The organism is Noviherbaspirillum sp. FW303-A3, assembly GCF_058788695.1.
The window spans coordinates 148,622-175,466 of sequence record NZ_JBYTAZ010000001.1; the positions used below are offsets into that span (position 1 = coordinate 148,622).

Here is a 26,845-nt window from a genome sequence, read left to right on the forward strand (position 1 = left end):
AACGCGCCTTCCTTACATGCCTCAAAGACAACGCTTCCCCCGTTTTTCCGCCTTGATTCTTGGCGTTCTGGCCATCATTGTCGGCGCCGGCCTGTTCGCCTACCGCACCAGCCTGACCCTGGGCCTGGCCGAGTTGCAGACGACCGGGCGCCACCGCCTGGACCTGTACGCCGCCAGCCTGGAACGGGAAATCGACAAGTACGCCTATTTCCCCACCACGCTGGGACTGGAGCGGGACGTCCTGCAACTGCTGAAGACGCCGGATGCAACGCCGGAACGGGCCGCGCAGGTGAATCACTACCTGGAACAACTCAACGAGCGGGCCGGCACCCTTTCCATCTACATCCTCGACAGCAAGGGCAAGGTGCTGGCGTCCAGCAACTGGCGCCGTGCGGACAGCTTTCTCGGCGAGGACCTGTCCTTCCGCCCCTATTTCCGCCAGGCCATGGATACCGGGACCGGCCGTTTCTTCGGCATCGGCACCACCCGCGGAGAGCCCGGCTATTACCTGTCTTCCGCGCTGACCGACGATCACGGCACCCTCGGCGTCGCGGTGGTCAAGGTCGGACTGAAGCAGCTGGAGAAATCCTGGGCGACCGTCGAGGCGCCGGCGCTGGTCTCCGACGAAAACGGCGTGGTCATCCTGGCATCTGTGCCGGAATGGAAATTCACCACCCTGAAGCCGCTGGACGATGCCACCCGCAGCGCCTTCGACCAGACACAGCAATACAACCGGCGCGCGCTCAATCCGCTCGGCGTGGTCGAGATGGCCGAACTGGATCACGGCGCCCGGCTGGTGCGGTTGCCGAAGGTGGAACCGGTGACCGTATCCATGTTCCCGATTGCCGGCACCTTCCTCGCCCAGACGCAGGCCCTGCCCGGCACGCCATGGAACATCACGGTGTTCTCGCCGCAGGAACAGGTGCGCGGCACGGCCATAAACCGTGCTGCACTCGCCGCTGTGGGCGCGGCCTTCCTGTTCATCCTCGCGCTCATGCTGAATGATCGGCGCCGTCACCTGAAAGACCGGCTGGCCGACCAGGCAGCGTTGCAGAAAGCGCATGACGAACTGGAACGCAAGGTCACCGAGCGCACGCGCGACCTGTCTTCGGCCAATACCCGCCTGCAGCAGGAAGTCGCGGAACGGACTCAGGCCGAGCGCACCCTGCGTGCCGCGCAAAACGAACTGGTCCAGGCCGGCAAGCTCGCCGTCATCGGCCAGCTCGCTGCAGGCGTCGCGCATGAGCTCAACCAGCCGCTCGCCGCATTGCGCACGCTGTCCGGCAACGCCCGCAAATTCCTCGCGCGCGGCAACCAGGAGACGGCCAGCAGCAACCTGGAGCGCATCGACGAACTGGTCGACCGCATGGGCCACCTCACCGCGCAGCTCAAATCCTTCGCGCGCAAGTCCTCGGGCCAGCCGCAGGCCGTCAGCCTGCGCCGGGCGATCGACAATGCCCTGTTCCTGCTCGAACAGCGTTTCAGGCAGGCACAGGTTGTCGCCTGCATCGACCTGCCGGAAGAAGACATCCACGCCTGGTGCGATGCCAACCGGCTGGAACAGATCCTGGTCAACCTGGTCGGTAATGCGCTGGATGCAATGGAAGGCGCGACGGATGGCGCCCTGTCGATCTCGGCCCGCCGCGAAGGCGAACACATCTTGTTGCAGGTCAAGGATCGCGGCCCCGGACTCAGCGACACCGTCCGCGCGCACCTGTTCGAACCGTTTTTCACGACCAAGGAAACCGGCAGCGGCCTCGGACTGGGCCTCGCCATTTCCGCCGGCATCGTCGCCGACTTCGGCGGCACCCTGACGGGGAGCAATCACCCCGATGGCGGCGCCGTCTTCACCCTCGATATCCCCGCCGCCCCGGGAGGGCAAGCAACATGACGGAAGCATTGCAGGTACTGGTGGTCGAAGACGACCCGGACGTGCGCCTCGGATGCGAGCAGGCGCTGCAACTGGAAGACATTCCGGTGAGCGGCTTCGACAGCGCCGAAAAGGCACGACGCCATATCACGCGCGATTTTGCCGGCGTGGTGGTGAGCGATATCCGCCTGCCGGGAATGGATGGCATGGCCCTGCTCAAGGAAGTGCGCAGCATCGACCCCGACCTCCCAGTGGTGCTGATCACCGGCCACGGCGACGTGTCGCTGGCCGTGCAGGCGATGAAGGACGGCGCCCACGACTTCATCGAAAAACCTTTTTCCCCGGACTACCTGGTCGAAGTGGTGCGCCGCGCGCTGGACAAGCGCCGCCTGACGCTGGAAGTGCGCCACCTGCGCTCGCGCCTGGCGGGCCGGGAAAAGCTGGAAGGCCGCCTCATCGGCCGCGCCCCGGCCATGGTGCGCGTGCGGCAACTGGTGACTGACCTCGGCAACAGCGCCGCCGACATCCTGATCGCGGGCGAAACCGGCACCGGCAAGGAATTGGTCGCGCGCTGCCTGCACGACGCAGGACCGCGTGCAGGGGGCAACTTCGTCGCCATCAATTGCGGCGGCCTGCCGGAAACGCTGTTCGAAAGCGAAATCTTCGGCCACGAGGCCGGCGCCTACACGGGGGCCGGCAAGCGCCGCATCGGCAAGATCGAACATGCCAGCGGCGGCACCCTCTTCCTGGATGAAATCGAATCCATGCCGCTCGCCATGCAGACCAAACTGCTGCGCGTGCTGCAGGAACGCAGCCTGGAACGCCTCGGTTCCAACACCCCGATCCCGGTGAACTGCCGGGTCATCGCGGCCACCAAGGCCGACCTCAAGGAATTGTCGGACCAGGGCCGTTTCCGGGCCGACCTGTATTACCGGCTCAATGTCGCCACCCTGCCGCTGCCTCCTCTGCGCGAGCGGCGGGAAGACATCCCCCTGCTGTTCGAACATTTCCTGCTGCAGGGCGCGGCCCGCCACGACCGCCCGGTACCCGACGCCGATCCGGCGCGCCTGCGCCGCCTGGTGGCCTACGACTGGCCGGGAAACGTGCGGGAACTGCGCAACGTGGCCGACCGCTGCGTGCTCGACATCGAAGCCGGCTTCCCGCCATTCGCCACGGAAATACCGTCCGGCCCGCAGCCGCTTGCAGAGTCTGTTGCCGCCTTCGAACGCGCGCTGATTTCGGATGCCCTGGCCAGGAACGGCGGCAGCCTTGCGCGTACTGCGGAAGCGCTGGGCGTGGCCAAGACCACGCTTCACGACAAGATCCGGAAGTACCAGCTTGGCGAGCAGGGTTGAGGGGGAACGTCGCTTTGCTACTGCGCCGTCATCGCCACGGACGACATGACCGCCACCAGCAGGCGATCGATCTCTGCCATTGCCACTGGCTTGGTCAAATGAAGATTGAAACCCGCCGCCTTTGAACGCGCGCGGTCGTCCTCTGCGCCCCATCCGGACACCGCGACCAGTACCAGGGTATCGTTGGCAGGCAACTGACGGAAAGCCAGCGCGACTTCATAACCGCTCATGCCCGGCATGCCGATATCGAGGAAGGCGATATCCGGCTGGAACTCGCGCGCCAGTTCCAGTGCCTTGAAACCGTCGCCGGCGAGACGGACGGTGTGGCCGCCCTGTTCGAGCAGCGCCGCCAGCGTGCCGGCCGCGTCCGCATTGTCGTCCACGACGAGCACGCGGAGCGACCTTGGCTGCGCTGCGGCGCAAGGCTGGACGCTGGCGCCGGATGAAGCATCCGTTGCTGCCGCTTCAGCAGCAAGAGGCAGCCGGACCGTGAACGTGCTGCCTTGCCCAAGGCCGGGACTCGCCGCGGACACCGTGCCGCCATGCTGCTCAACCAGGCGGCGAACCAGGCTGAGGCCGATCCCGAGACCGCCGTGGACACCGTGCGTGGTGCGCCCCACCTGGGTGAACATGTCGAATACCGATACGAGCGCCTCTTCGGGTATGCCGATTCCGGTATCGGATACGGCGATCTCCACCTCGCCATCCTTGCGCGATGCGGACAGGCTGATGAAGCCGCCCGGCGGCGTGTACTTGGCCGCGTTGTTCAACAGGTTGCCGATCACCTGCGAAATCCGGATCGGGTCGGCATCAAGAAGCAGGTCTTCGTCCGGCAGGTCGACGGAAAACACGTGGCCGCCACCCTCGATCAGCGGCTGGCTGGTTTCGACCGCGCTTTTCAGCATGCTCTTCAGGTCGGCGCGCTGTATCTTGAGTTCGAGCTTGTTGCCCGTAATGCGTGCGATATCCAGCAAATCATCGACCAGATGGACGAGATGGCCGAGTTGCCGGTCCATCATTTCGCGTACCCGCGAAACGGTTTCCGCGCTATCGCCGGCAAGGCGTATCAGTTCGAGGCCGGAACGGATCGGCGCCAGGGGATTGCGCAGTTCATGCGCGAGGATCGCCAGGAATTCCGTCTTGCGGCGATTCGCCGTGGACAGGTCCTCAGCCAGGCGGCGCAGCGCTTCTTCATCGCGCTTGCGGGCGGTGATGTCCGTAAACAGCAGCGCAACCTTGTTGCTGCCAGTTCCTCCGATAGGTGTCGCATAGACGTCGAACCAGCGGCCCATTGCCCGGGCTTCCTCCTGGAAGCGCATCGCTTCCCCGGTCAGCGCCACGCGGCTGTACGTTTCGAACCAGTGGGCATCGTGGTCCGGGACCAGCTCGCGGATGGTCTTGCCCAGGGCATCGACGAGGCCGGTCTGCTTTTCAAAGGCGGGATTGAGTTCGAGGAAACGGTAGTCTTCCGGCTGTCCATGCCGGTCGTACAGGATTTCAAGCACGCAAAATCCCTCGTCCATCGATTCGAACAGCGTGCGGTAACGTTCCTCGCTTGCGCGCAGCCTTTCCTCGGCACGCTTGCGGTCGGTGATATCGGCGGCCGTCCCAAGGATGCGCGGCGATTCCCCATCGTCAGAAATCTGAAGCAGGCCAGTCATGTCGATCCAGCGCAGCTCGCGGCCCGGCCTGCGAAAAAATCGTCCCTGAAAACGCAACCGGTCGCCACCGTCCACCGTATCGACAATGGCCTGCCCGAGCGCCGGGGCGTCTTCCGGGTGCAGGAATCCGGACATGAAGGCGGTCATGTCCGCCGGCGCCTCCTTGGGAGAAAAACCGAAGATGTCGTACAGCCGCTCGTTCTCCCACGCTACCCGGTCGGTCGCGGAATCCCAGACCCAAAGGCCCAGCTCGGCCGCTTCCGTCGACAGACGCAAACGCTTCTCGCTCGCCATCAGGGCATCGGCTGCCAGCCGCTCGTTCGTCGCATCGTGGAAGATCTTGGCGTAGCCGCGCAATTGACCGACCCGGTCTTTCAGCGCGACCGTGACACCGTCGGCGAAAAATCGCGATCCATCCTTGCGGACGTACCAGCGCTTGCCCTCGGCGCGGCCGTACTGCCTCGCCCGCTCCATCTCGTACTGCGGACATCCGGCTGCACGATCGTCGGACGTGTAAATCAGATCAGTCGAGCGGCCCAACGCCTGCGCGGGGGACCAACCGGTGATACGCTCCGCGCCGCCCTCCCATTCCGCGATCCGTCCTCGCGCATCGGTCACGATGAAGGCGTACTCTTTCGTATTGCCGAGGATGAGGTGAATACGCTCATCCTTGGCGCTCAGCGCGGCGGCGTGACGCTCACGCTCGATGCGCGCCAGTTCCCGCGTTTTCCGGTGCAGGTCGACAAAGAAGGCGACCTTGGCACGCAGCACGGTGGGAATCACCGGCTTGGTCAGATAATCGACCGCACCGAGCGCATAGGCCTTTTCCACCGGAAAGTCGTCGTCGTCGGCTGCGGTGACGAAGATGATCGGGACATGGCTGGCCCTGGGATGGTCACGAATCAGCCGGGCCGTGTCGAATCCGCTGATATCGGGCATGCGCACGTCCAGCAGGATGAGGGCAAAGTCGGTCCGCAACACATGCTTCAGCGCCTCGCTGCCCGAACCTGCGCGCACGCAGGTCTGCCCGAGCGTCTCGAGCACCGCATCCAAAGCCAGCAGTTGTGCGGGATCGTCATCCACGAGCAGGATATTGACCGCGTCGTTCGTATCCATCGTCATCCTGTTCATCACGCTCCATTGATACGCTTCCGGAAAGCAACTGGAGCGTTGCTGCATGGCCCTGATAGTCCACAGGGAAGAATGCATTGTGCCGAGAATATTACCTGCACGAAGAATACAAGGTTTGCGGAGGCGCTAAAGCGTGTGCGCAATACGAAAAATGTCGGGAACAGGCTTGAGGGGGCGGTGTGAAACCTTCCAGCCGACTGGCGTACTAATGATTTTCGTGCAATGCACTTCACCATGAGGAACGCCAATGGCTGCCAACACCAAGAACAAGTATCCCGCCGACAAGACCGGGACCAAGTACAGTGAATTCAGGAACACGAAGAGAACGCCGCCCGGAAAGGCGCGCGTGAGCAGTGACACCGCGAAGCAGTCTGGCGGTGCCACGCAGACAACAGGAAAGACGGCATAGGGGGCAACAGCCCCCGTCTTGTTACAGCCGCTTGATCAATGCTGCCGTGAATTCGGCGGTAGAAGCCGTGCCGCCGAGGTCGCGCGTCCGCACGTTGTCCTCAAGCAGGGTCTGCTGGATGGCGTTGCGCAAACGGGTTGCAAGTTCCGGCCTGCCGACGTGATCGAGCATCATGCCCGCCGCCAGCATGAGCGAAACGGGATTGGCCACGCCCTTCCCTGCAATGTCCGGCGCGGAACCATGCACGGCTTCGAAGATGGCCGCCTGCTCACCGATATTCGCTCCCGGCGCCAAGCCGAGGCCGCCGATCAGTCCTGCCAGCTGGTCGGAAAGAATGTCGCCGAACAGGTTGGTACAGAGCAGCATGTCGAACTGCCAGGGATTGAGCACCAGTTGCATCGCACAGGCATCGACAATGCGGTCGTCCACCTCGACACGCCCCGCATAATCCTTCGCCACCTCGCGGGCTGCCTCGAGGAAGATGCCGGTGAGCGCCTTGAGCACATTGGCCTTGTGCACGATCGTGATCTTCTTGCGCCCGTTTTTCACTGCGTACTCGAACGCGAAGCGGGCGATGCGCCGGCATCCTTCGCGGGTATTGACGCCGGTTGAAACGGCGACCGCCTTCGGGTCGGCGCCGACCGGCACGAAATACTCGTGCGCGACATAAAGACCTTCGATGTTTTCGCGCACCAGGACGATATCGATGTTCTCGAAACGTCCCGGAATGATGGTCTTGGCCGGGCGCAGGTTGGCATAGAGCTTGAACTCTTCGCGCAGGCGCACGTTGACCGAGCGGAATCCGCCGCCAACCGGCGTGGTCAGGGGGCCCTTGAGCGCGAGGCGATTGCGCCGGATGCTCTCCAGCGTGGCATCGGGCAGCGGGTCGCCGGTGGCGTCAACGGCGGCCATCCCGGCCGTCTGCGTTTCCCATTCAAAGGGTGCTCCCAGCGCATCCAGGACCTCCACCGTCGCCTTGGTCACCTCCGGCCCGATGCCATCGCCGGGAATCAGGGTTGCCGGTATGCGTTCTCCTGCCGAGGTTGCCATTGCTTTCTCCTTGTCCAGTATGTTGTTGTCCACATGCAAATCGTATCGAGAATAGCATCGCTTACCTGTCAGCAAGCTTACAGGCAGCAAGCTGGCGATATTTTGAATGCAGCACGTCGGGACCACTCTTTGACAATTGTCAGCCCTTGTCCGACTCGCCGGATAAATCCGCGGTTCCACGCCTCAATACCTTTACGGGACCGGACGAGAGTTCGCATACCCGACAACACCAAAGGTGAACAATGAAAAGAACAACGGCCTTGTGCATGACACTCCTGCTGTTCGCGGGATGCGGCGGCAAGGAGGACGATGAGTCTTCTGCGGCGGCGACGGATTCTCCGGCCGCTGCGCAACCTGCAGCGACGCCTTCCGCACCGGTCGCAGGAGCCCAGCCGGTGAGGCTGCAGGAAGCCAGGACATATACCCTCGACCCGGCGCACCTGCCGTTCGGTCCCATGCCGGGCGTGGCGGCGGAAACCGATCGCTGGCACGGCGTCCTGAACGGCGCCGGATATCGCGTGGAGGTGCCGAAAAACTGGAACGGCCGGCTGGTCCTGTATGCACATGGCTATGACGGGCTGGACCCGGTGCTGAAGGTGCAGGACATTCCGATCCGCCGCCATCTGGTCGAGAACGGCTACGCCTGGGCGGCGTCGACCTTCAGCAAGAACGGCTATGACGTCCGGACAGGCATCGAGGATACGAATGCCCTCGCCCTCGCCTTCACCGCGATCGCGGCGCAGAACAACCGGCCGCTGGCAGCGCCATCCCGGACCTATATCGTTGGCTCTTCGATGGGCGGCCATGTCGCTGCCGCCGCAGTCGAGCGGGAAACCCTGGACACGGCGATCAACAAGGTGCGCTACAACGGCGCGCTGCCGATGTGCGCAAACGTGGGCGATACCGACCTGTTCGGTTACGCCACCGCCTACCAGCTGGCGGCGCAATACCTTGCCGGCGTTCCCGCCACGACTTTTCCCGTGACCGACTTTGCAAGCAAGGAAGACCGGATCAAGCGCGAGCTGTGGCGCATCTTCCCGGCCGTTCCTACCGACCAGGGACGCAAGCTGATGGCGGCGTTCGTCAGCCTGACCGGCGGACCGCGTCCGATTGCGGAGGACAGTTTCAGGCTCAAGCCGATGCAGGATCCGGTATGGCGCAGGTTCGGCGACGATGGAACCATCGACGGCATCCTCAACAAGAATATTGCCGACACCACGGGCATCGTCTACCAGCTCGACGGCGACCCAGCACTCTCTGCCGAAGAACAGGCGATGAATGCGGCCATCCTGCGCGTAGCTGCGGCACCCGATGCCAACCCGCGCCGCGCCGACGGATTGCGCTGGGTGCCGAAGGTCAACGGCCAGTTCGACGTCCCAGTCATCACCCTGGCGGGACTTGGGGACCTGTTCGTCCCGTTCAGCATGCAGCAGATCTACAAACGCCGGGCCGCCGCAAACGGCAGCGACCGGTGGCTGGTGCAGCGAGCGATCCGGACACCCGGACATTGCGACTTCACGATCGCGGAACAGGTCGAAGCCTTCCAGGCGCTGGTGAACTGGGACTTGGCGGGCACCAAGCCGGGCGGCGACGAGGTGCTGGATCCGGCCACCGTGGGCAGCAGCAGTTACGGATGCGCGTTTACGCGGAACGCGGCAGGCGCCGATGATCCGGGCGCGCTGGATGCCGTGCGAAGGCTGTTACCGTCCTGTCCGTGACAGTCCGCGCCCTCGTCAGCGCAGTCCGAACAGTGTGGCGAAGAATCCGCGATGCTTTGCTTCCGTCGCACTACGCTCCTGCGGCTGCAATTGCGGCTTGATGGCAGCCGCTTTCTCGGCAAGTGACAACTGTCTTTGTTCAAGCTGTCCTTCCGGGGCGGCGTGCTCGGCATACCACTTACCGAAACGCAGGTCATGCGTCATGATGTGGCCCACCAGCCACTTGTTGAGGAAGCGGCGCAATTCCTGCACGCGCTCCTCTGACCAGGCATCGCTGCTGCCCAGGAAATCCGCGACGTGCCCGGCAAAATCCTCGTGCAGTTTCAGGTGCTGCTCGAAGGCCGGATAGCCGCTCTTCTCCATCAGTTCCTGCTCATTGGAGAAGTGCACCACCACATAATCCAGCAGCTCTTCCACTGTCTGCTGCACCGAATCGAGGTTCAGCGCCTTGACCAGCGCAAACAGGTGCTGGTGCTCGTTGTCCACCTGCTCAATGTTCACCTTGAACCCCTGACGCCATTCGATCACGAACGGCTTTTTCAAGTCTTCCTGCGTCATGTGTGTTCTCCCGAAAGATGGATCAATGGAAAGCCGGAAACCGTGCGGAAGCGCCGGTGGCGCTTGGCGGGGTCGTCGCGTGTCGGGCATCGAGGCCGATACTCACGCGCGGAAAGAAAGGGGCGTTTCATGTACTTGCCGGCGGCAATGGTGAAAGCGGAGCCATTGCCGGAAGTGTACGGTCAGGTACTTTTGAGCAACATTGATCTGGGTCAAAATGACCACAGCGGCAGCATGGACTAGAAATGCCGGGCCGAGACTGGCCGTGCCGGAATGCGTGAAAGGATTTGTTGCGGAATCAGCGTAGCGAGGCGGCGCGCTGCTGGGCCATCTCTTCCATGAATTCAAGGAAGCCCTGCTCGATGCATTCGATTTCCTGCTCCGCGGGCAGCTTCTTCTTTTCGCAGGTGGCAACGATGGAGTTGATGTCCTTCTGCACCTCTGCCACTTGCCTGGCCTGTTGGGGCTCTGCCGCGAAAGCGGTCGACGCGACGGCACACAACGACAGAAGGAAGCAGTTGAGCACTTTTTTCATATGTGGGTTCCTGAGTATTCCGTCAGCAGTCTACTGTTGGCGCAATGAAACGACACAATCCTCGCTGCTTATTACGGATTTCCTTGCTACGGGTCAAAAAAGCCGAAAAACACCGCAGCCGGGAAGCCACATTCATTCAACCTGACGATGGCGGAACAAGGACATCGCGGCTGCCGTTCGCCGACATCGGCGACACGAGGCCTGCCGTCTCCATCTGCTCCACGAGCCGCGCGGCACGGTTGTAGCCGATCCGCAGCTGCCGCTGCACCGCGGAGATTGAAGCCCGCCGGCTGCGGACGACGAAGGCGACGGCCTCGTCATAGAGCGGGTCGGATTCCGCGCCGCCGGTGTCCCCGAAGAGATCGCCGTTAGCGTCTTCGCTTGGCGCCCCAGCGAGGATGGCCTCCTCGTATTCGGGCTCACCGAACTGCTTGAGGAATTCGACTACCCTGTGCACTTCCTCGTCGGACACGAAGGCGCCGTGCACGCGTTGCGGGTAGCCGCTGCCGGGCGGCAGGAACAGCATGTCGCCATGTCCCAGCAAGGTCTCCGCGCCCATCTGGTCCAGCACGGTGCGCGAATCGATCTTCGACGACACCTGGAAGGCGACGCGGGTCGGGATATTGGCCTTGATCAGGCCGGTGATCACATCCACGGACGGGCGCTGCGTGGCCAGGATCAGGTGGATGCCAGCCGCACGCGCTTTTTGCGCCAGGCGCGCGATCAGCTCCTCGATCTTCTTGCCGGCAACCATCATCAGGTCGGCCAGCTCGTCGATGACCACGACGATCGTCGGCAGCGTCGATAGCGGCTCGGGCGCGTCGGGCGTCAGCGAGAACGGGTTCGTCACATGCTTTTCCTGCGCCCTGCCGTCGCGGATCTTCTGGTTGAAGCCGGCCAGGTTGCGCACGCCGAGGGCAGACATCAGCCGGTAACGCTTCTCCATTTCGGCCACGCACCACGTCAGCGCATTGGCCGCGAGCTTCATGTCGGTCACCACCGGCGCCAGCAGGTGCGGAATGCCGTCGTACACCGAAAGCTCCAGCATTTTCGGGTCAATCATGATCAGGCGGACATCTTCCGGCGTGGCCTTGTACAGCAACGACAGGATCATCGCGTTGATCGCCACCGACTTGCCGGAACCGGTCGTCCCCGCCACGAGCATGTGCGGCGCACGCGCCAGGTCGGTGACCACGGGCGTACCGGTAATGTCCTTGCCCATCGCGAGCGTCAGGTGCGAACGCGAATGGCGATAGGCATCGGAAGCAAGCATTTCGGACAGCTGGATCATCTGCCGGCGCATGTTGGGCAACTCCAGGCCCATGCAGGTCTTGCCGGGGATGGTTTCGACCACGCGGATCGACGTCAGGCCGAGCGCGCGCGACAGGTCCTTCATCAGGCCCACGATCTGTGCGCCGCGGACGCCGACGGCGGGTTCGATCTCGAAGCGCGTGATGACAGGGCCGGCGGACGCGCCGAGGACGGTTGCCGGGACCTTGAATTCCTTGAGCCGCTGTTCGATCAGGCGGCCGGTTTCTGCAAGCTCGGTTGCAGAAATTTCGACGATGTCGTCCGGATGCTTGTCCAGCAGGTCCAGTCCGGGAAGGTCGACATCGATCTCCGAAGGCGCCTGGAATGCGAAAGACTCTCCCGCCGGTATGCGCGGAGCAATGGCCACGTGTGGGGCCACAGGCAATACGGTTGGGGGAATGACCGCTACGCTTGCCTCCTGATTCACCTCCTGCATTGCCGGCGGCGCCGTCATGCACTCGATGACTTCTGCTGCGCGCACTTCGGCGGCAAGCGGCTCTTCCACCACAGCCATCGCCGGTTCCTGCCGTACCTCGGATTCCATGACGGGGACCGTCGTCACGGCAGGCAGGATGTCCTCAACCGGAATGTGCACCGGTTCCGGATTCCTGACTTCCACGTCCGGCATTGGCGCCCTCTCGGGCGCTCTCGCTACCGGCCGCACTGGATGTGGAGGGGAAACGACGATGCGCACCGGCTCCCGCTGCGCCTGTCGGGCCTTGGCCGATTCCATCGCCTTGGCACGCGCGAGCATGGCCGAGGTGGGACGGATGCGCTCGAAGGGAGCCCATTCCTCGGTTGAGCGCGCGGCCGGAGCGCCCTTCTCGCTGGGAGCAGGCGGAGATTCGGGCCGTTTGCGCACCGCATCTTTTCCGAAGAACGTCGCCGGCAATTTCCAGGAAGCGTTCCCCTGCACAGCAGGCGCGGCAGACGGGCGCGGATTGACGCGAACCGGCGCGGCGGGGGCTGGTTTCTCCGGCACGTATCTCGCAGAAGCGCGGCTGCTTCTCTCGCGCGTGTCCGGCGAAGCCGCGCCGGAACGGAAGAAGCGCGGGATGAATCCGAACGCGCCACGGCCAAACAGCCACGGCAAGGTCACGACCATGGTCGCGAGAAGGAGCACGATGCCGAATGCCATGCCGAAGACATCCACAACCATGCCGCCCACCGCCTGCCCGAAAAGGACGCTGTTTCCCCCGCCATCGCCGCCGCGCACGAACGCTTCCAGCGCACTGCTCGCGCTGACGACCGCCGCACTGCCCAGCCATAGCCGGATGCTGCCCTGGCCCTGCAACTGCACGCCCTTGAGCAGAAACGCCTTCGACAGCCGCCAGAGCAATGGCAAGAGCCACAGCACCGACCATCCGAACCATTCCGTAACCGCCATTTGAATTCTTTGTCCAAGTAGATCGTTACACGCAGGCGCGCACTATTTCGCGGCTGCCGCAGGCTTTGCCATCCGCTCTTCCCTGATCGCTGCGGGCGCAAGGTTGCGCCGGTTGCCTTCGGCTTCGTCGGCAAGGAAGGCAAGCAGCTGCAGCTTGTCCTGGCTGTACCCCTGCAACTGCATCCGCGCGAGCGCCTCGTCGTACGCCGCCGCAGTCTTGATGCCGAACCGGGAATACGCGCGCAGCTCCTCACTGTTGGCCATCATGTGCCCCGCCAGGACGAGCTCCGCGTGACTGGCAAAACCGAGCGATGCGGCGAAGGCCTCCGCCAGCTCTTCCCGTCCCAGCGGCGCCGGCAGGATGGAGTAGCTCATCTCGTCCTGGTCGAGTGCGTTGACGAGTGCGACGATGTTTTGCGCCTTTTCGACGACGATCTGGCACCGGCTGGCCTTCATCGCCTGAAACAGCTCCTTTGTGCTGGACCTGGCCTCGGTATAACGCGTTACCGCACCACGGCCGTGCCATGCGCGGAATGCAGGCGAGTAAAGGACGGAGGTTCGATCGTTGTCAACAAAGATGACCTTGTCGACTTCCGAGCCGATGGTGCAAAACGGCGCGCCGTTGCCGATCAGCAGGCGCACCGCGCTCATGGAGTCCGGATTGGCCTTCAATGTGTCGAGGACCTGTTCGACCGGTCCCGCTGCGGCGGATACGCCAGGAAAAAGGATGGAAATTGCGGCCGCCAGCGCGCAAGCTGCAGCCCGGTATTGATACGTTGTCACTTTTGAATCTGCATCACGATGAGATTAAGCCCCCGGTGGCGGGGGCTCCCAAAAGCGACAGTATATTGAGGATTTCCGTGCAGCACCTCTACTTTGTGCGCAGATTATTCCTCCTCGGCGCCTTATGCCCTCCTTGCAGCCGGCCGCGTGTTGACGGCCAGGCAAAGCAGCCCGGTGGTCAGCGCAAGGGCAACGTGCAATCCGAACAGCGGTACGAAATCGGACCTGCCCAGTCCCGCATGTCCGACAAATACGACAGTGAATGCGACTCCAAGCACGGTGCCGATCTGGCGCACTGCCTGGTTGACGGCGCTCCCGACCGCATAATGCGCCGGCGGCAGGTTGGCGACCGCCGCGCCGGACAGGCTGGGCAGCACCATGCCAACACCGATCCCGCTGAGCAGCAGTCCGGGAAGCCATTGCGTCAGATAGGCGGGCTCGGTACCCGGGACGGTAAGCTGCCAGAGGCCGGCCATGGCATAGATGAACGCGCCGGTGACGAGGAATGGCCGGTGGCCGTAACGCGCCGCGAGCCGTCCCGTGATGATCGCCACGGGAACAACCGTCAGCGGGCCCGGCGTGACGGCAATCCCGGCGACCGGCAGGCTGTAATGCCAGATCCCGGTCATGAAGGCGAAATAGCCGAAGAACATCATCGCGAACGCGGTACCGAACGCGAGCGTGGCGAGATTCACTGCGCTGTAGGTGCGGTTGCGGAACAGAGCCAGGTCCACCACCGGCGAGGACGCCTTGCGTTGCCAGGCGACGAATGCCGCGAGGATGGCAAAACCGGCAAGCGCCGCCGAAGCCACCTGTGCCGCACTCCAGAGAGGGGATTCCGACTGCGTGATCGCCAGTGCGATCGCGCCGACTCCGGCGATCAGCAGCAGCACGCCGAACCAGTCTGCCCGGCGCCCCTTGCCTTCGCCGCTCAGTGCCGGCAGGCGCCGGATGCCGTATGCGAGGGAGATGGCTCCCAGCGGCAGGTTGATGTAGAACGCCCACGGCCAGCCGAAGGCATCGACGATGAACGTCCCGACGCCGGGGCCGAATGCAGCGGCGACACCGCCTACCGCACCCCAGATGCTGACGACGACGGCGCGTTTTTCCTTCGGAAAGGCTTCAAGCACGAGCGACAGCGATGACGGCGTCAGGAGCGCCGCGCCAATCGCCTGGACCACGCGTGCAGCAACCATGAATTCCACGGAAGATGCCGCGCCGCACGCCGCCGAGGCCAACAGGAACACGGCCACGCCCGACAGGAAAACCCGCTTCCGCCCGTACGTATCGGCGAGACCGCCTGCGGGGACAAGGAGTGCGGCGAAGACGACGGTATAGGCATTCAGGATCCATGAAAGTCCGGCCGGCGTCGCGCCCGGAAATCCCTCGCGAAGTGCGCCGAACGCGGCATACAGCACCGTCGTGTCCAGCGAAACGAGGAATACGGCAATGCTCGCGATCCAGAATACAGGCCAGGGCGAACTGCGCGCGTCCTCGCCGCTCAGGGCCGTGCCGGGGTTGAGAGCGACGGAAATCTGCTTTTCCATGATCATTCCTTCTATCGAGGCGCCATCATATGATGATCGTCATATTTTTGGCGAAATAAAAACCGCCGTGCCCGGCGGCCGTTCTGAAACGTCATCCGGCTGCCGGCGGCGGCTCGTCGTACATGCGCAGCAAGGTGTTCCGGTTCGCAGCGAGCACGGCCTTGCCTTGCTCGTTATTGCCCAGGGTCCGGGCAAGCTGGAGCGCCCCGACCAGGGTACTGGCCGCAGTCAGCGCGGCATCTTCCGGCGTCCCGGGCGGCAATGTGGATTTGACCGTATCGACCAGACCGCGCACCCGGTCACACGACGCTGCACGCAATTCATCCTGCTGCCGCGGCATTTCGGAGCCGAGGGCCGCAACCGGACAGCCGGTTTCAGGAGAAGAAAGATGCGATTCGGACAGATAGCGTTCCACCAGGGCGCGGAACGGGCTGACGCCCGCCTCGCGCTGCACAGCGATGCGCCGGGCCAACCGCTCCGCACTGGCACGCCCCGCGTGTTCGAGCGCCTTGGCCAGCATGGCGTCACGCGATTTGAAGTGAGCGTAAAACCCGCCATGCGTCAAACCGGCTTCGCGCATGACGTCCGCGACGCCGACGCGCGAAAAGCCCTCCTGGCGCACCGCGCGTGCCGCCGCATTGAGGATGCGCTCGTATGAATCCTGCTTTCGGCTGGAACGGGTTGGGGAAGTCATGACGCGGATTTCATTTCATATGATGATCATCATATTATAACTCCCGCCGGACTCGGTCAAGTCATCTCGACGGCGCGCTTTTGGCTAAACTGCTGTCATGGAGATAAATATGAAAGATGGCAAATTCCCGGCACCCAAGGAAACGAAGGCTGACAGGCTGTCCCGTTTCATCGTGGCCGTGGTCACCTGCCTGGGCGCACTCGGCATGGCTGCCCTGCTGTACTTCCCGTTGCACTATCTCAAGTAACCCTGCCGCACCATGGCAACGGATGAGGAAGGCATCACGCTGATGATCAAATCCGAGGTGGACCTCCTTCGCGCGCGCAAGGAAGGCCAGCGCCTTGCACGGGAAATCGGACTGAACGCGGTGGACTCGGTGAAAGTCGCCACCGCTGTGTCGGAAATCGCTTCCAACGCCCTCTTCCATGCGCAGCAGGCCTGGATAAACCTGCGCCTGCTGCAAGACGGAAAACGCAGAGGGCTGTCGGTAGTCGTCGCAGACAAAGGCCCGGGTATCGCCAACCTGAACGCAGCCCTGCGCGACGGTTTTTCCACACGAAACAGCCTGGGCATCGGACTGGGTGCCGCGCGACGCCTGATGGACGATTTCGACATCGCCACGGAGATGGGCAAGGGCACCACTGTCACGATGACAAAATGGAATTCAGGTTAGATGCCAACCCACACGGTTCTTTTCTCGACGCGCACCGGATAGGCGTTGACCGAATTTTCCGGCGCTTCAAGGCACTGACCATTCTGCAGATCGAAATGGTGCTTGTAGATCGGCGAAGCGACGACGATGCGCTCGCCGAGGTTGCCGACCAGGCCGCGCGAGAGCACGCTTGCCTGTGCATTGGGATCGTAGTTGTCGATGGCAAACAGGCGGTCCGTGCCATCCTTGACATGGAAGACCGCGACATGGCGGTCCTGGACAAGTGCACAGACGCCGGTGTTGGGAACGAGGTCGTCGACGGAACACACCGCGCTCCAGGTAGTTGCTTTGTTTTCGTGGCTCATGGTTTCGGCCTCACGCTGCTTTGGCAATGATGGGAATGGTGACTTTGCGTTCTTCCGCATTCGCGGGACGGATCTGGCCGCGCTCCTCGACAAAGACGACAGTCTGGTCCGGCTGGTCGCTGTTGACGAACTGGCGGAAGCGCTTGCGCGTCTCGGGATTGGTGACCGCATTCTTCCACTCGCATTCGTAGGTATCGACCACATGCTGCATGTCGGCTTCCAGTTCCGCCGCCAGGCCGAGCTTGTCCTTGATGACGACATCCTTCAGGTAATCGAGGCCGCCTTCGAGGTTGTCGCGCCACACGCTGGTGCGCTGCAGGCGATCCGCGGTGCGGATGTAGAACATCAGGAAGCGGTCGATATAGCGCACCAGTTCTTCCTTCGACAGGTCGGAAGCCAGCAGTTCGGCATGGCGCGGTTTCATGCCGCCGTTGCCGCAAACGTACAAGTTCCAGCCCTTCTCTGTCGCGATCACGCCGACGTCCTTGCCCTGTGCCTCCGCGCATTCGCGGGTGCAGCCGGAGACGCCGAACTTGATCTTGTGCGGCGCGCGCAGGCCCTTGTAACGGTTTTCCAGTTCAATCGCCAGGCCGACGCTGTCGTCGACGCCGTAGCGGCACCAGGTCGAGCCGACGCAGGATTTCACTGTGCGCAGCGACTTGCCGTAGGCATGGCCGGATTCGAAACCGGCAGCGATCAGCTCTTCCCAGATCGCGGGCAGTTGTTCGACGCGCGCGCCAAACAGGTCGACGCGCTGGCCGCCCGTGATCTTGGTGTACAGACCGTACTTCTTGGCGACCTGCGCCACCGCCATTAGCCCATCCGGCGTCACTTCCCCGCCCGGCATGCGCGGCACGACCGAGTAGGTGCCGTCCTTCTGGATATTGCCGAGGAAATAATCATTCGAATCCTGCAGGCTGGCGTGATCCTTGTTCAGCACGAAATCGTTCCAGCAGGAGGCGAAAATGCTTGCGGCAACCGGTTTGCAGATGTCGCAGCCGAGGCCCTTGCCATGCGCTTCGAGCAGTGCCTCGAAGGTCTTGATCTTGCCTACGCGGATCAGGTGGAACAGTTCCTGGCGCGAATAGGCGAAGTGTTCGCAGAGATGGTTGTTGACCGCAAGGCCCAGCTTCTTCATCTCGGCCTTCATCACCTGCGTCACCAGCGGCACGCAGCCGCCGCAGGCGGTTCCCGCCTTGGTGCAGGACTTGAGTTCGACAACATTGGTCGCGCCGCCGGCTACCGCTTCGCACAACTGGCCCTTGGAGACGTTGTTGCAGGAGCAGATCTGCGCCGATGCGGGGAGCGCCTCCACGCCGAGGCCCGGCTTCGCCTTGCCGTCGCTTTGCGGCAGGATCAGGAATTCGGGCGCTTCCGGCAGTTCGATCTTGTTGAGCATCATCTGCAGCAGGCTGCCGTACTCGGCCGCATCGCCCACCAGCACGGCGCCCAGCAGGTACTTGCCGTCTTCGGAGACGACAATCTTCTTGTAGACCTGCTTGCGTTCGTCGGTGAACTGGTAGGCGCGGCTGCCGGCTGTATTGCCGAGCGCATCGCCGATGCTCGCCACGTCCACGCCCATCAGCTTGAGCTTGGTGCTCATGTCCGCGCCGGCAAACAGGACGGCCTCGCCCGCGATGTGCTTCGCCGCGGTGCGCGCCATGTCGTAGCCCGGCGCGACCAGGCCGAAGATCTGCCCATTCCATGCGGCGCATTCGCCGATCGCATAAATGTCGGGGTCGGAACTGAGGCAGTTGCCGTCAATGGCGATGCCACCGCGCGGGCCGAGCGTGAGTGCGATCTGGCGTGCCAGGTCGTCTCGCGGGCGAATGCCGGCGGAGAACACGATCATGTCCGTCTCGAGGTGCGATCCATCCGCAAACACCAGGCGATGGCGCGCCTGCTCGCCATCGACGATCTCGACAGTGTTCTTTTGCGTATGCACGCTGACACCCAGCTCTTCGATCTTCTTGCGCAGGACGCGTCCGCCGCCGTCATCGACCTGCACGGCCATCAGGCGCGGCGCAAATTCGACGACGTGCGTGTCGAGCTTCATGTCGCGCAAGGCCTTGGCACATTCCAGGCCGAGCAGGCCGCCGCCGATGACCACGCCGCTCTTCGAGCGGGCGCCGCATTCCAGCATCGCTTCCAGGTCTTCGATGGTACGGTACACGAAGCAGTCCTTGCGATCCTTGCCCGGTACGGCGGGAACGAAGGGATAGGAACCGGTCGCCATGACGAGCTTGTCGTACTGCAGAACCTCGCCGCCGGCGGTCGTGACCGTTTTCTTTTCACGATCGATCGATGCGGCGCGGCTGTTCAGCTTGAGCAGCAGGTTGTTCCTGTCAAAGAAGCCCGGCGACACCAGAGAAAGATCTTCCGCCGATTTGCCGGAGAAGAATTCCGAGAGATGGACACGGTCGTACGCAGGGCGCGGCTCCTCGCACAACACCGTCACCTCGGCATCCCGCAAGCCGCCTGCGTCGAGGCTTTCGAGAAATTTGTGTCCTACCATGCCGTGGCCAATTACAAGGATCTTCATGAGTCTTCCTTCTTCGCTATGTTGATGACGCACCTGTAATGCGCCCAGTCCTGATTTCAATAACCTGCGTGCGCCCTGCGCGCCTGGCGCGCGGTCGCATGATGTGTACGGAACGGTGTGCCTGCATGCCAGGCAAAGGGAATAGTCGGGTGTGCTGCCAGTACTGGCTGGCGCTCGCTGTTTGAGCGTGGCTCCAGAGGGAGGCCGAAGCTGTTGATATTCGTTGGCATCGTTATATCGATCCGGATGCGTGCACGCGAGCTGCCGACGCAGCGATCATTTCAGTGCACGGGAGCCCAACGGTGGACTCTCAACGCAGGGCACCATTGCCCTGCCATCGCTATTGAGCAATCGGCATGCCATGCGCTCACGGCGTTTTTTGCCGATCGGCGCGCGATGTGCGCATCAAAGTGGGATGTTTTGCGTTACGGAGGCGCGTCGCAGAGAGGATCGTGCACCGCAAAGGTGCAGGGGGGGGTTAGTGCCGCCACCCGTTCTTAAGCGTTTTCCCGTCCCTCAGCTGCCGGGTGAATTCATCGGCCGGCACGGGCCGGCTAAAGTAGTACCCTTGGATTTCGTCGCAGTGATTGTGGTCCAGGTAGGCCACCTGCTCTTCGGTCTCCACACCCTCGGCGACCACCGTCAACTGCATGCGATGGGCCAGGTCGATGACCGAGCTGGCGATGTTGGCGGCATTACGATCGGTCACGATGTCCACCACGAACGACTTGTCGATCTTGAGCTGGTCCAGCGGCAGGCGGCTCAAATAGCCAAGGCTGGAATAACCCGTGCCGAAATCGTCAAGCGCCAGTTGCAATCCGCTGCCCTTCATCCTGCGCAGCCGTTCGATGGCCTGCTCAGGCGAATCCACCAGCATGCTCTCCGTCAGCTCGAGCGTCAGCTGGCGCGCCGGGACGCCATGGCGCACAAGGGCGCTCTCCACCACGGATTCCAGTTCCTCGCTGCGGAACTGGCGCGCCGACACGTTGACCGCCACATTGATGTCGGTGAAACCTGCGTCGTTCCACGCGCGGAGATAGCGGCAGGCTTCATCGATGATCCAGGCGCCGATTGCCACGATCTGCCCGCTTTTCTCGGCAAGCGGAATGAACTCCGCCGGATACAGCATTTCCTGCATCGGGCGTTTCCAGCGCAGCAAGGCTTCGGCGCCAGTAATGCGCCCGTTCGCCAGATCTACCTTGGGCTGAAAATGGAGGACGAACTTATGATGCTTCAACGCCCGCCGCAGCCCTGCTTCCATCTGGAGCTGGGCGAGTGCCCGCGTGCTCAATTCAGCCGTATAGAAAGCAATCTGGTTCCCGCCTCGCTCCTTGGCACGGTGTACGGCTGCATCTGCATGGTGCAGGAGATCGTGCGCGCTGAGCCCGTCCTGCGGAAAGAGGCTAATGCCGATACTGGTCCGGATGTAGACTTCCTGACTGCCATCCACCATGAACGGTGCCTCGATCGTATTGCGCAGGTCGAAGGCAATGGCTTCGGCATCCTCGGCCCCGAGCAGCGGCTCCACCACGACCACGAATTCATCCGCGCTCAGGCGCCCGAGCAACTGCTGGCCGCCCAGATGCTCGTTGAGCCTGGCCGTCACGCTCATCAGCAACTGGTCACCAGCGACATGGCCCAGGCTGTCGTTGATGGTTTTGAACTTGTCGAGATTCAGGAACAGCACGCCGACCTGCCCTCCCCGCCGCTGCGCCTTTTCCACCGCATGCTGCAGCAGCGACCGCAGCAAGGCGCGATTGGGCAGGTTCGTGAGCGGATCGTAATGTGCCAGGTGATCAAGCTGCTCCTCGCTGCGCTTGATCATGGTGAGATCCGTCATGACGGCCACGAAATGGGTCGGCATTCCGCTCGCGTCACGCACGGCGCTGATGGTCAGCCATTGCGGATACACATCGCCGTTCTTGCGGCGGTTCCACACCTCTCCCTGCCATTGTCCGCGTTCGCGCAGCCGTTCCCACATCGCCGCATAAAACGCCGGCTCATGTTGACCGGATTGCAGGATTCGCGGATCGCAGCCGACGATCTCGGCTTCTGTATAACCGGTGATTTCCGTGAAGGCCGGATTGACATAAATGATGCGCGAGTCGAGATCGGTAATCATGACGGCGTCGCGGGTGCTGGACAGGGCCGCAGCCTGCAATGCCTGGCGTTCGCTGGCCAGATGGTCGGCGGTGACGTCGCTCCAGCTGCCGACCACCGAGGCCGGCTTGCCTGTAGCGTCGGACAATAGCCGCATCTCGTCGCGCACCCAGCACACCGCACCGGACTTGTCGTGAAACCGGTATTCCTGGGTCAGTCGATGCTCCGTGAACAGGCGCTGGCGCTCCGCCAGCACCCGTTCCCGGTCGTCGGCATGCAGTCCCGCCCACCACCAGTCCGGCTGCAGGCATTCTTCCACCGGATAGCCATATACGCGCGTGATGTTTTCACTTATCCATTGCGGCGCCATGCGCGATCCATCCAGATGCAACACATACAGGATCGTGGGATTGGCCTCCAGCAGCTGGCGAAGACGATCCGCTGTCGTGCGGAGCTTTTCCTGTTCGCGCTCCAGCTGGGTCTGCCGATGCGCATGCTCGAGCACCGCGGGCATTTCCGAGAGATATCCGGCGTGCTTCACCAGGTAATCGGCCACCCCCATGCGCAGCGCCTCGGCCACGACATCTTCGCTGCCTTGCCCGGTCACCATCACGACGGGCACATCGAGCCCGCGCTCGTCGCGCAGGATTTTCACAATTTCGAGGGCATTTACCTCGGGTAGCTGGTAGTCGAGGAGCAGCACGTCAAACGGCGGAGCGTGGGCCGCCGCCCTGGGCAGCGCCATCAACACCTCATCCCCGGTCTTGACCACATGGAGCCGAATGTGGGGCGCATGCCGCGCCAGATGGCGCCGCGTCAGGTCGATGTCGAAGACGTTGTGCTCGGCATACAGGACCCGCAGGATGCGTGCCTTGCGATTGAACTCGGAGCGAAAACGGGCCAGCGCGGCCTTCAGCGTGGGAAGCAGGCGAACATGGTACTCGGCGCGCTTGACGACATAATCGTCGGCGCCGGCCTTCAGCGCCGCGATGGCCGAGGCCTGGTCCCCGGAGCCGGTAAGGATCACCACTGCGGCCTGCAGCCGCCGCTCCCGCACATGCGCCAGCAGTTCCATGCCGCTGCCGTCGGTAAGGCGCAGATCGGACAGGATCAAGTCATACGGCGGTTCGCCCGGCGCCACGCGCTGCATCGCTTCGGCCAGGGAGGGAACGATGTCCAGCGTGATCTGCGGCGCCTGCCTGGCGAGTGCACGGCGCACCAGGTCGGCATCCATGGGATTGTCTTCCAGGTACAGCACCCTGCTTGGCAGACCGTTATTCATTCTCTGCTCCAGCCTGAATGCGGCGGCGCGTTCAAAGCACACCAGTACAGCTCGATCTGCGCTGTCTCGATCGGATTGGCCGGCTTGCGGCGGGAGAATGCGCGTTTCGTCAGGGCGACGTGGACCGGATTGTCTTCGACCAGCAGAACGGGCCGGGGAGTCGATGCAGAGTTAGCCATGCCTCAGCCCCATAAAAAAAGTAACGCCCCGGCCGGGCGCACTTTCCACCCAGACCCGGCCGCTGGCCCGCTCGAAGCCATTCCGGGCAAGGCAGCACGACCAGGCTTCGTACGCCCCGTCGAACGCCGCCTTGTCGATGTCGCACTGCTGATACATCGCATCATCCCAAACGAGTTCATTTCTCTCATGTCCCAGATGCCCAAGCCGGCAGCCCTCGTCGCAAGTTGCGGCCGGTTTTCGTTGAGCCGGACACGCAACTGGCTTTCTTCCTGCTCACCCTTACGGCGTTTTCGCATGTCCACTTCGCTCAGCAGGTCGCTGAACGATTACTGCAGCGCCTCGGCCAATCTTGTTGAACGAGCGGGAGAGCATGCCCAATTCTCCCAGTCGGCTGTGGGGAGCCCGTTGTGCCAGATCACCTTTCATGAGTTGTTCCGCCGCCTGTGAAGGAACCATGCCTCCCTGCAGTCGCAGAGCTGGTCGTGCATACCGGTGCATTTTCCTTGCTGCATCAATTGGCATTTGTTAAAGTTCCGGCAGGAAACTGCCAAAGTTTCAACAGGAAGGAGTCCCATGTCGTCTCACCTGTCTACCGGCACCCGTGGCTGACGCCGCTTCAGCCCTCAAGATCGACGGCACGGGCGAGGCATCGCCCGGAGATGCCGACGCCTTCCCGATTCCCCTTCCCAGATTCATCCTGCGCCGGCCCGACGGCCTTCATGTCGACTTGAGCACGCTGGATTCGCCCGCTCTCTTCTGCAGCTTTGTCGCCCGGACCTTTGACGCGGGAATGTACTTCACCGGACTCGACTACCCCGTCATGCACAGGCTGCTCTATGGCTTGGAAACGACCGCAATCGCAAAGGGACCGCCATTGCGTCTTGCTGCAGGCATTGCCGTGCTGACGCCGGAAAGACGCCGGTGTTACCGGCCCCCAAAACTGGTGGAAGACGGGCGGGAGGCCGAGTACCTGTTTGAACCGGTGATGGTCGAAAAGACCGTGGAAGAACCGGTCTACGGTGATCCGGCACCGGACGGCAGCCGGGCAATCGTCGACCGCCTGCTGCGCACCGTATCGGTCCGGGAAAAACTGGATCCGGACGAGTTCATCGCGGCGATGTGGTCCGAGGCCGTTCGATTCGGGATCGACATCGAAGCGGTGCGCAAGGCGATCGCGGGCGACCGTGCGGAGCGCGTCACGATTGCCCGCATGCTCGCTCCGGCGGCAGGACAGGATGCGACGGTCGCGGAAATGACCCGCAGCCTGCACCGCGACGACGCTCCCCGGTTGCTGCCCGACGGACGCATCGACCTGCATCATTTCCAGAACCGTTTTCCCCAGGTGGCGAAGAACACGCGCCTGCTCCGCAAGGTGGCACGGGTAGCCGGCAAGAGCGGTTGGGATCTCGCGGGCAATGAACTTGCGTCCGACCTTCCGCGGGATGTCGACATTGCCCAGGTGTCCGGCCCCGGCACGCGGATCGACCGCACCGGCGACGGTGAGTTCGTCGTGGCCGACATGAGCGGTTTCCTGAACATCGATGCGGCATCAGGAACCATCTCCATTAGCGAAAAGATCATCCATCGCGAAGGCGTCGGCCTGCACACCACCGGCAACCTGACGCTGGACGGCGATGAATACGAAGAGCATGGCGAAGTCCAGGAACTGAGCAAGATCGAAGGCAAGAACATGACCTTCCAGGACAACGTGTTCGGCAAGATCGTGTCCCATGGCGGCCGGGTCGTCTTCAAGAAAAACCTGAATGCAGGCGCGGTGCGCAATCCGGGCGGCATGGTCGTCGTAGAAGGCAACGCCTCGCGCGCGACCATCGAAGCGGCCGGCGGCGAGATCACGCTGGGCCATGCGGAAGGCTGCGTCATCATCGGGAAAAAGGTCCGCATCGAACATGCCATCCAGTGCGACGTTCTCGCGGACGAACTCTGGGTCGAAGTCGCGGAAGGCTGCGCCCTTGGCGCACAGCGCGTTCATGTGGGCACCGCCAATATGCGGCGGGATACCGAGACCGCGATCTCCATGCTGGTTCCCGACCTGTCCGCCTATACCCGCCAGCTGGAAGAACTCGCGCTGAAGCAGTCCGAATACGAAACCGTCATCGAGGCCGGCACGCACGAGATCGAAGCAGTGACGAACCAGCCGGACGTGAAAAACTATTCCATCCTCAATGCCCGGATGCGCTCCAATGAATTGCGCCTGACGACCGAACAGTCGGCCAACTGGCAGAAACTGCTGAGTCGCGTCCTTCCCGTCCTGCGCCGCCTGAAGACGCTGAACGACGAACTCCATGCCGTACGCAGCGCGAGCCGCGAAGTCTCGGCAAAAATGGAGCGCCTCCACCAGGAGTACAAGGCCATGTCGGCAGCCATCGACTGCCGCGTCGAATTCATTGCCGGCGATACCATGATTCGCACCCTTCCCGTGCGCCTGGACGCTCCACCGCTGCATACCCTTGGACAGCGCGAGCTGAGGGCGCGCCTGCGCGAATCGGGCGTGGATTGCAACATCCTGTTCAGCGGCAACGCGGGAGATTTTACCTGGACGCCGGATTAGAGGGAGTCCAGCAGGCCGCATCGAAGTCGAAACTTTCCTCTTCAAATATCGAATCCCGGCGCCAGAACACACGCTGCCGGAATACCGCTAGCGTCCAGGTCTGGCTTTCCTCGGGCACCGGTTTCACGAAGGCTGCATGGCTCAGTACCGCCGCGCAGGCGCCCGGCCGGGGATCGCGAACCGACTGGTAGCGGATTACCTGCACGCCGTCCGAGCGGGCTTCGCGCGCGAGCTGCTGGCAAGGGCCATAGTCATGCGGATCGGTCCATTGACGGTGGCGCTCGAACCACGGCGGCTCGCGCAGGTCGATCGCCGGTCCGGCGACCGCCGTGCGAAACAAGGTCTGCGGAACGGGAGGAATCGACTGCAGCTGCGGGCTGTCGTTCAGGAGCCGCCAGCGCCAGTAGCCGAGTTCCGCGCAGGCCGTGCGGATGGCCTCCGCGCCGTAGAACACGCCGGGATCGAACGGCCCGCGAAACCGGGAACCGTTGGGAAGAGGCGGATAGCGGAACGGGGTAAACAAAAGGTAATGCAAGCTTCGTTGCGACGAGGCAAGCGGCGGCTTCGACTCGTCGAGGATGCTTTCCAGCAGAGCCTGCTCATCGAGCGTGTCGACCAGCACCATGGTGGAAACCCGGTGCTGCGCCTCCACTGCCCGCCACAGGTCGAGCGCCGTGTCCCGCGGCTCAAACACGGCCACGGTGCGCGTCCAGGTAGTGAAGGACCCGCACCAGCCCTTCGGTGCTCTGGATCAGCTCGACGGGTTTCCCCATGAGGCCGAGGTTGTCGCCGTTCAGCCACTGTTGGGCGGCATCGGCATGACCAAAGATCGCATCCAGGGAACGGTACATCCGTACGAACAGCACCGCCAGCTCCCATTCCTTGCCGCGCTCGGGCGCAAGCCGATACTGTCCCGAAAACATGCGGGACACCGTCGCCGCGCTGACGCCAAGGATGCGCGATAGGGATTGCTGGGTGACGCCGATCAGGCCTGCGGCGCGCACGACAGCCTTGGTCAGGGTGGCTGCGGCATCGGCTTGCGGGGCATTCCGGGCGATAGTCATGGCATCAATCCTTTCTTTGGAAAGATTATACCAATCTTCATTCTATAGCAATATTTTCAGAATACTGGCGCCCTACTGCCCC

Annotated in this window: 22 protein-coding genes; 7 read left to right on the top strand and 15 right to left on the bottom strand. The window is 63.0% G+C overall.

The features are described 5' to 3' along the window. Positions 1-16 precede the first annotated feature (16 nt). Both AC3WOY_RS00730 and AC3WOY_RS00735 read left to right on the top strand, forming a co-directional pair. Positions 17-1,891 carry a sensor histidine kinase gene (locus AC3WOY_RS00730; RefSeq protein WP_492420347.1) on the top strand — a complete coding sequence of 625 codons (1,875 nt, stop codon included), beginning with the start codon at positions 17-19 and terminating at the stop codon, positions 1,889-1,891. After that, the gene (locus AC3WOY_RS00735) at positions 1,888-3,225 is read left to right on the top strand and encodes a sigma-54-dependent transcriptional regulator (protein WP_492420349.1); all 1,338 of its coding nucleotides are present in this window, start codon (positions 1,888-1,890) and stop codon (positions 3,223-3,225) included. Before AC3WOY_RS00730 ends, AC3WOY_RS00735 begins: the two co-directional genes overlap by 4 nt. A 17-nt stretch (positions 3,226-3,242) precedes the next feature. On the opposite strand, the gene AC3WOY_RS00740 is transcribed toward AC3WOY_RS00735, so the two are convergent. Next, complete coding sequence (locus AC3WOY_RS00740) at positions 3,243-6,017, bottom strand: response regulator (protein ID WP_492420351.1); 2,775 nt, start codon at positions 6,015-6,017, stop codon at positions 3,243-3,245. Between the two features lie 247 nt (positions 6,018-6,264). Between AC3WOY_RS00740 and AC3WOY_RS00745 the strand changes: the two genes are divergently transcribed. Then, positions 6,265-6,426, top strand: coding sequence for a hypothetical protein (locus AC3WOY_RS00745; protein WP_492420353.1), 162 nt, complete (start codon positions 6,265-6,267; stop codon positions 6,424-6,426). 21 nt (positions 6,427-6,447) lie between these two features. On the opposite strand, the gene AC3WOY_RS00750 is transcribed toward AC3WOY_RS00745, so the two are convergent. After that, positions 6,448-7,476, bottom strand: coding sequence for an isocitrate/isopropylmalate dehydrogenase family protein (locus AC3WOY_RS00750; RefSeq protein ID WP_492420355.1), 1,029 nt, complete (start codon positions 7,474-7,476; stop codon positions 6,448-6,450). A gap of 242 nt (positions 7,477-7,718) precedes the next feature. Here AC3WOY_RS00750 and AC3WOY_RS00755 point away from each other — a divergent pair, with 242 nt between their 5' ends. Next, positions 7,719-9,194, top strand: coding sequence for an alpha/beta fold hydrolase (locus AC3WOY_RS00755; RefSeq protein WP_492420357.1), 1,476 nt, complete (start codon positions 7,719-7,721; stop codon positions 9,192-9,194). 15 nt (positions 9,195-9,209) lie between these two features. Here the strand turns inward: AC3WOY_RS00755 and AC3WOY_RS00760 are convergent, their stop codons facing one another. From AC3WOY_RS00760 to AC3WOY_RS00785, 6 genes are all read right to left on the bottom strand, one after another. Further along, a complete protein-coding gene (locus tag AC3WOY_RS00760) occupies positions 9,210-9,752 on the bottom strand; it encodes a bacteriohemerythrin (RefSeq protein WP_492420359.1) in 543 nt (180 codons plus the stop codon). 298 nt (positions 9,753-10,050) lie between these two features. Continuing rightward, on the bottom strand, positions 10,051-10,287 hold the full coding sequence (locus tag AC3WOY_RS00765) for a hypothetical protein (RefSeq protein WP_492420361.1): 237 nt from the start codon (positions 10,285-10,287) through the stop codon (positions 10,051-10,053). A 136-nt stretch (positions 10,288-10,423) separates the two neighbouring features. Then, entirely contained in the window at positions 10,424-12,985 is a 2,562-nt protein-coding gene (locus AC3WOY_RS00770) for a DNA translocase FtsK (RefSeq protein WP_492420363.1), read from the bottom strand. Between the two features lie 42 nt (positions 12,986-13,027). Next, positions 13,028-13,768, bottom strand: coding sequence for a hypothetical protein (locus AC3WOY_RS00775; RefSeq protein ID WP_492420365.1), 741 nt, complete (start codon positions 13,766-13,768; stop codon positions 13,028-13,030). 122 nt (positions 13,769-13,890) lie between these two features. After that, positions 13,891-15,315, bottom strand: coding sequence for an MFS transporter (locus AC3WOY_RS00780; RefSeq protein WP_492420367.1), 1,425 nt, complete (start codon positions 15,313-15,315; stop codon positions 13,891-13,893). A gap of 91 nt (positions 15,316-15,406) precedes the next feature. After that, positions 15,407-16,009, bottom strand: a complete 603-nt coding sequence (locus AC3WOY_RS00785) for a TetR/AcrR family transcriptional regulator (RefSeq protein WP_492420369.1) — start codon at positions 16,007-16,009, stop codon at positions 15,407-15,409. A 109-nt stretch (positions 16,010-16,118) separates the two neighbouring features. Here AC3WOY_RS00785 and AC3WOY_RS00790 point away from each other — a divergent pair, with 109 nt between their 5' ends. Further along, positions 16,119-16,256, top strand: coding sequence for a hypothetical protein (locus AC3WOY_RS00790; RefSeq protein ID WP_492420371.1), 138 nt, complete (start codon positions 16,119-16,121; stop codon positions 16,254-16,256). 12 nt (positions 16,257-16,268) lie between these two features. Continuing rightward, complete coding sequence (locus AC3WOY_RS00795; RefSeq protein ID WP_492420372.1) at positions 16,269-16,682, top strand: anti-sigma regulatory factor; 414 nt, start codon at positions 16,269-16,271, stop codon at positions 16,680-16,682. On the opposite strand, the gene nirD is transcribed toward AC3WOY_RS00795, so the two are convergent. The 5 genes from nirD to AC3WOY_RS00820 all read right to left on the bottom strand — a co-directional run bounded on the left by nirD (position 16,679) and on the right by AC3WOY_RS00820 (position 23,652). Continuing rightward, entirely contained in the window at positions 16,679-17,026 is a 348-nt protein-coding gene (gene nirD, locus AC3WOY_RS00800) for a nitrite reductase small subunit NirD (RefSeq protein ID WP_492420374.1), read from the bottom strand. The two genes, AC3WOY_RS00795 and nirD, sit on opposite strands and share 4 nt — an antisense overlap. Before the next feature lie 10 nt (positions 17,027-17,036). Then, entirely contained in the window at positions 17,037-19,568 is a 2,532-nt protein-coding gene (gene nirB, locus AC3WOY_RS00805; RefSeq protein WP_492420376.1) for a nitrite reductase large subunit NirB, read from the bottom strand. Between the two features lie 478 nt (positions 19,569-20,046). Further along, on the bottom strand, positions 20,047-22,950 hold the full coding sequence (locus AC3WOY_RS00810; RefSeq protein WP_492420377.1) for an EAL domain-containing protein: 2,904 nt from the start codon (positions 22,948-22,950) through the stop codon (positions 20,047-20,049). Then, a complete protein-coding gene (locus AC3WOY_RS00815) occupies positions 22,947-23,129 on the bottom strand; it encodes a hypothetical protein (RefSeq protein WP_492420378.1) in 183 nt (60 codons plus the stop codon). Before AC3WOY_RS00815 ends, AC3WOY_RS00810 begins: the two co-directional genes overlap by 4 nt. A 280-nt stretch (positions 23,130-23,409) precedes the next feature. Then, entirely contained in the window at positions 23,410-23,652 is a 243-nt protein-coding gene (locus AC3WOY_RS00820) for a HAMP domain-containing protein (protein ID WP_492420380.1), read from the bottom strand. Between the two features lie 79 nt (positions 23,653-23,731). Between AC3WOY_RS00820 and AC3WOY_RS00825 the strand changes: the two genes are divergently transcribed. Then, the gene (locus tag AC3WOY_RS00825) at positions 23,732-25,699 is read left to right on the top strand and encodes a flagellar assembly protein A (RefSeq protein ID WP_492420381.1); all 1,968 of its coding nucleotides are present in this window, start codon (positions 23,732-23,734) and stop codon (positions 25,697-25,699) included. Here the strand turns inward: AC3WOY_RS00825 and AC3WOY_RS00830 are convergent. Next, complete coding sequence (locus AC3WOY_RS00830) at positions 25,680-26,399, bottom strand: RES family NAD+ phosphorylase (RefSeq protein ID WP_492420383.1); 720 nt, start codon at positions 26,397-26,399, stop codon at positions 25,680-25,682. The genes AC3WOY_RS00825 and AC3WOY_RS00830 overlap by 20 nt on opposite strands. After that, positions 26,386-26,763 carry an antitoxin Xre-like helix-turn-helix domain-containing protein gene (locus tag AC3WOY_RS00835; RefSeq protein ID WP_492420384.1) on the bottom strand — a complete coding sequence of 126 codons (378 nt, stop codon included), beginning with the start codon at positions 26,761-26,763 and terminating at the stop codon, positions 26,386-26,388. The genes AC3WOY_RS00830 and AC3WOY_RS00835 overlap by 14 nt, the downstream gene beginning before the upstream one ends. Between the last annotated feature and the right edge of the window lie 82 nt (positions 26,764-26,845).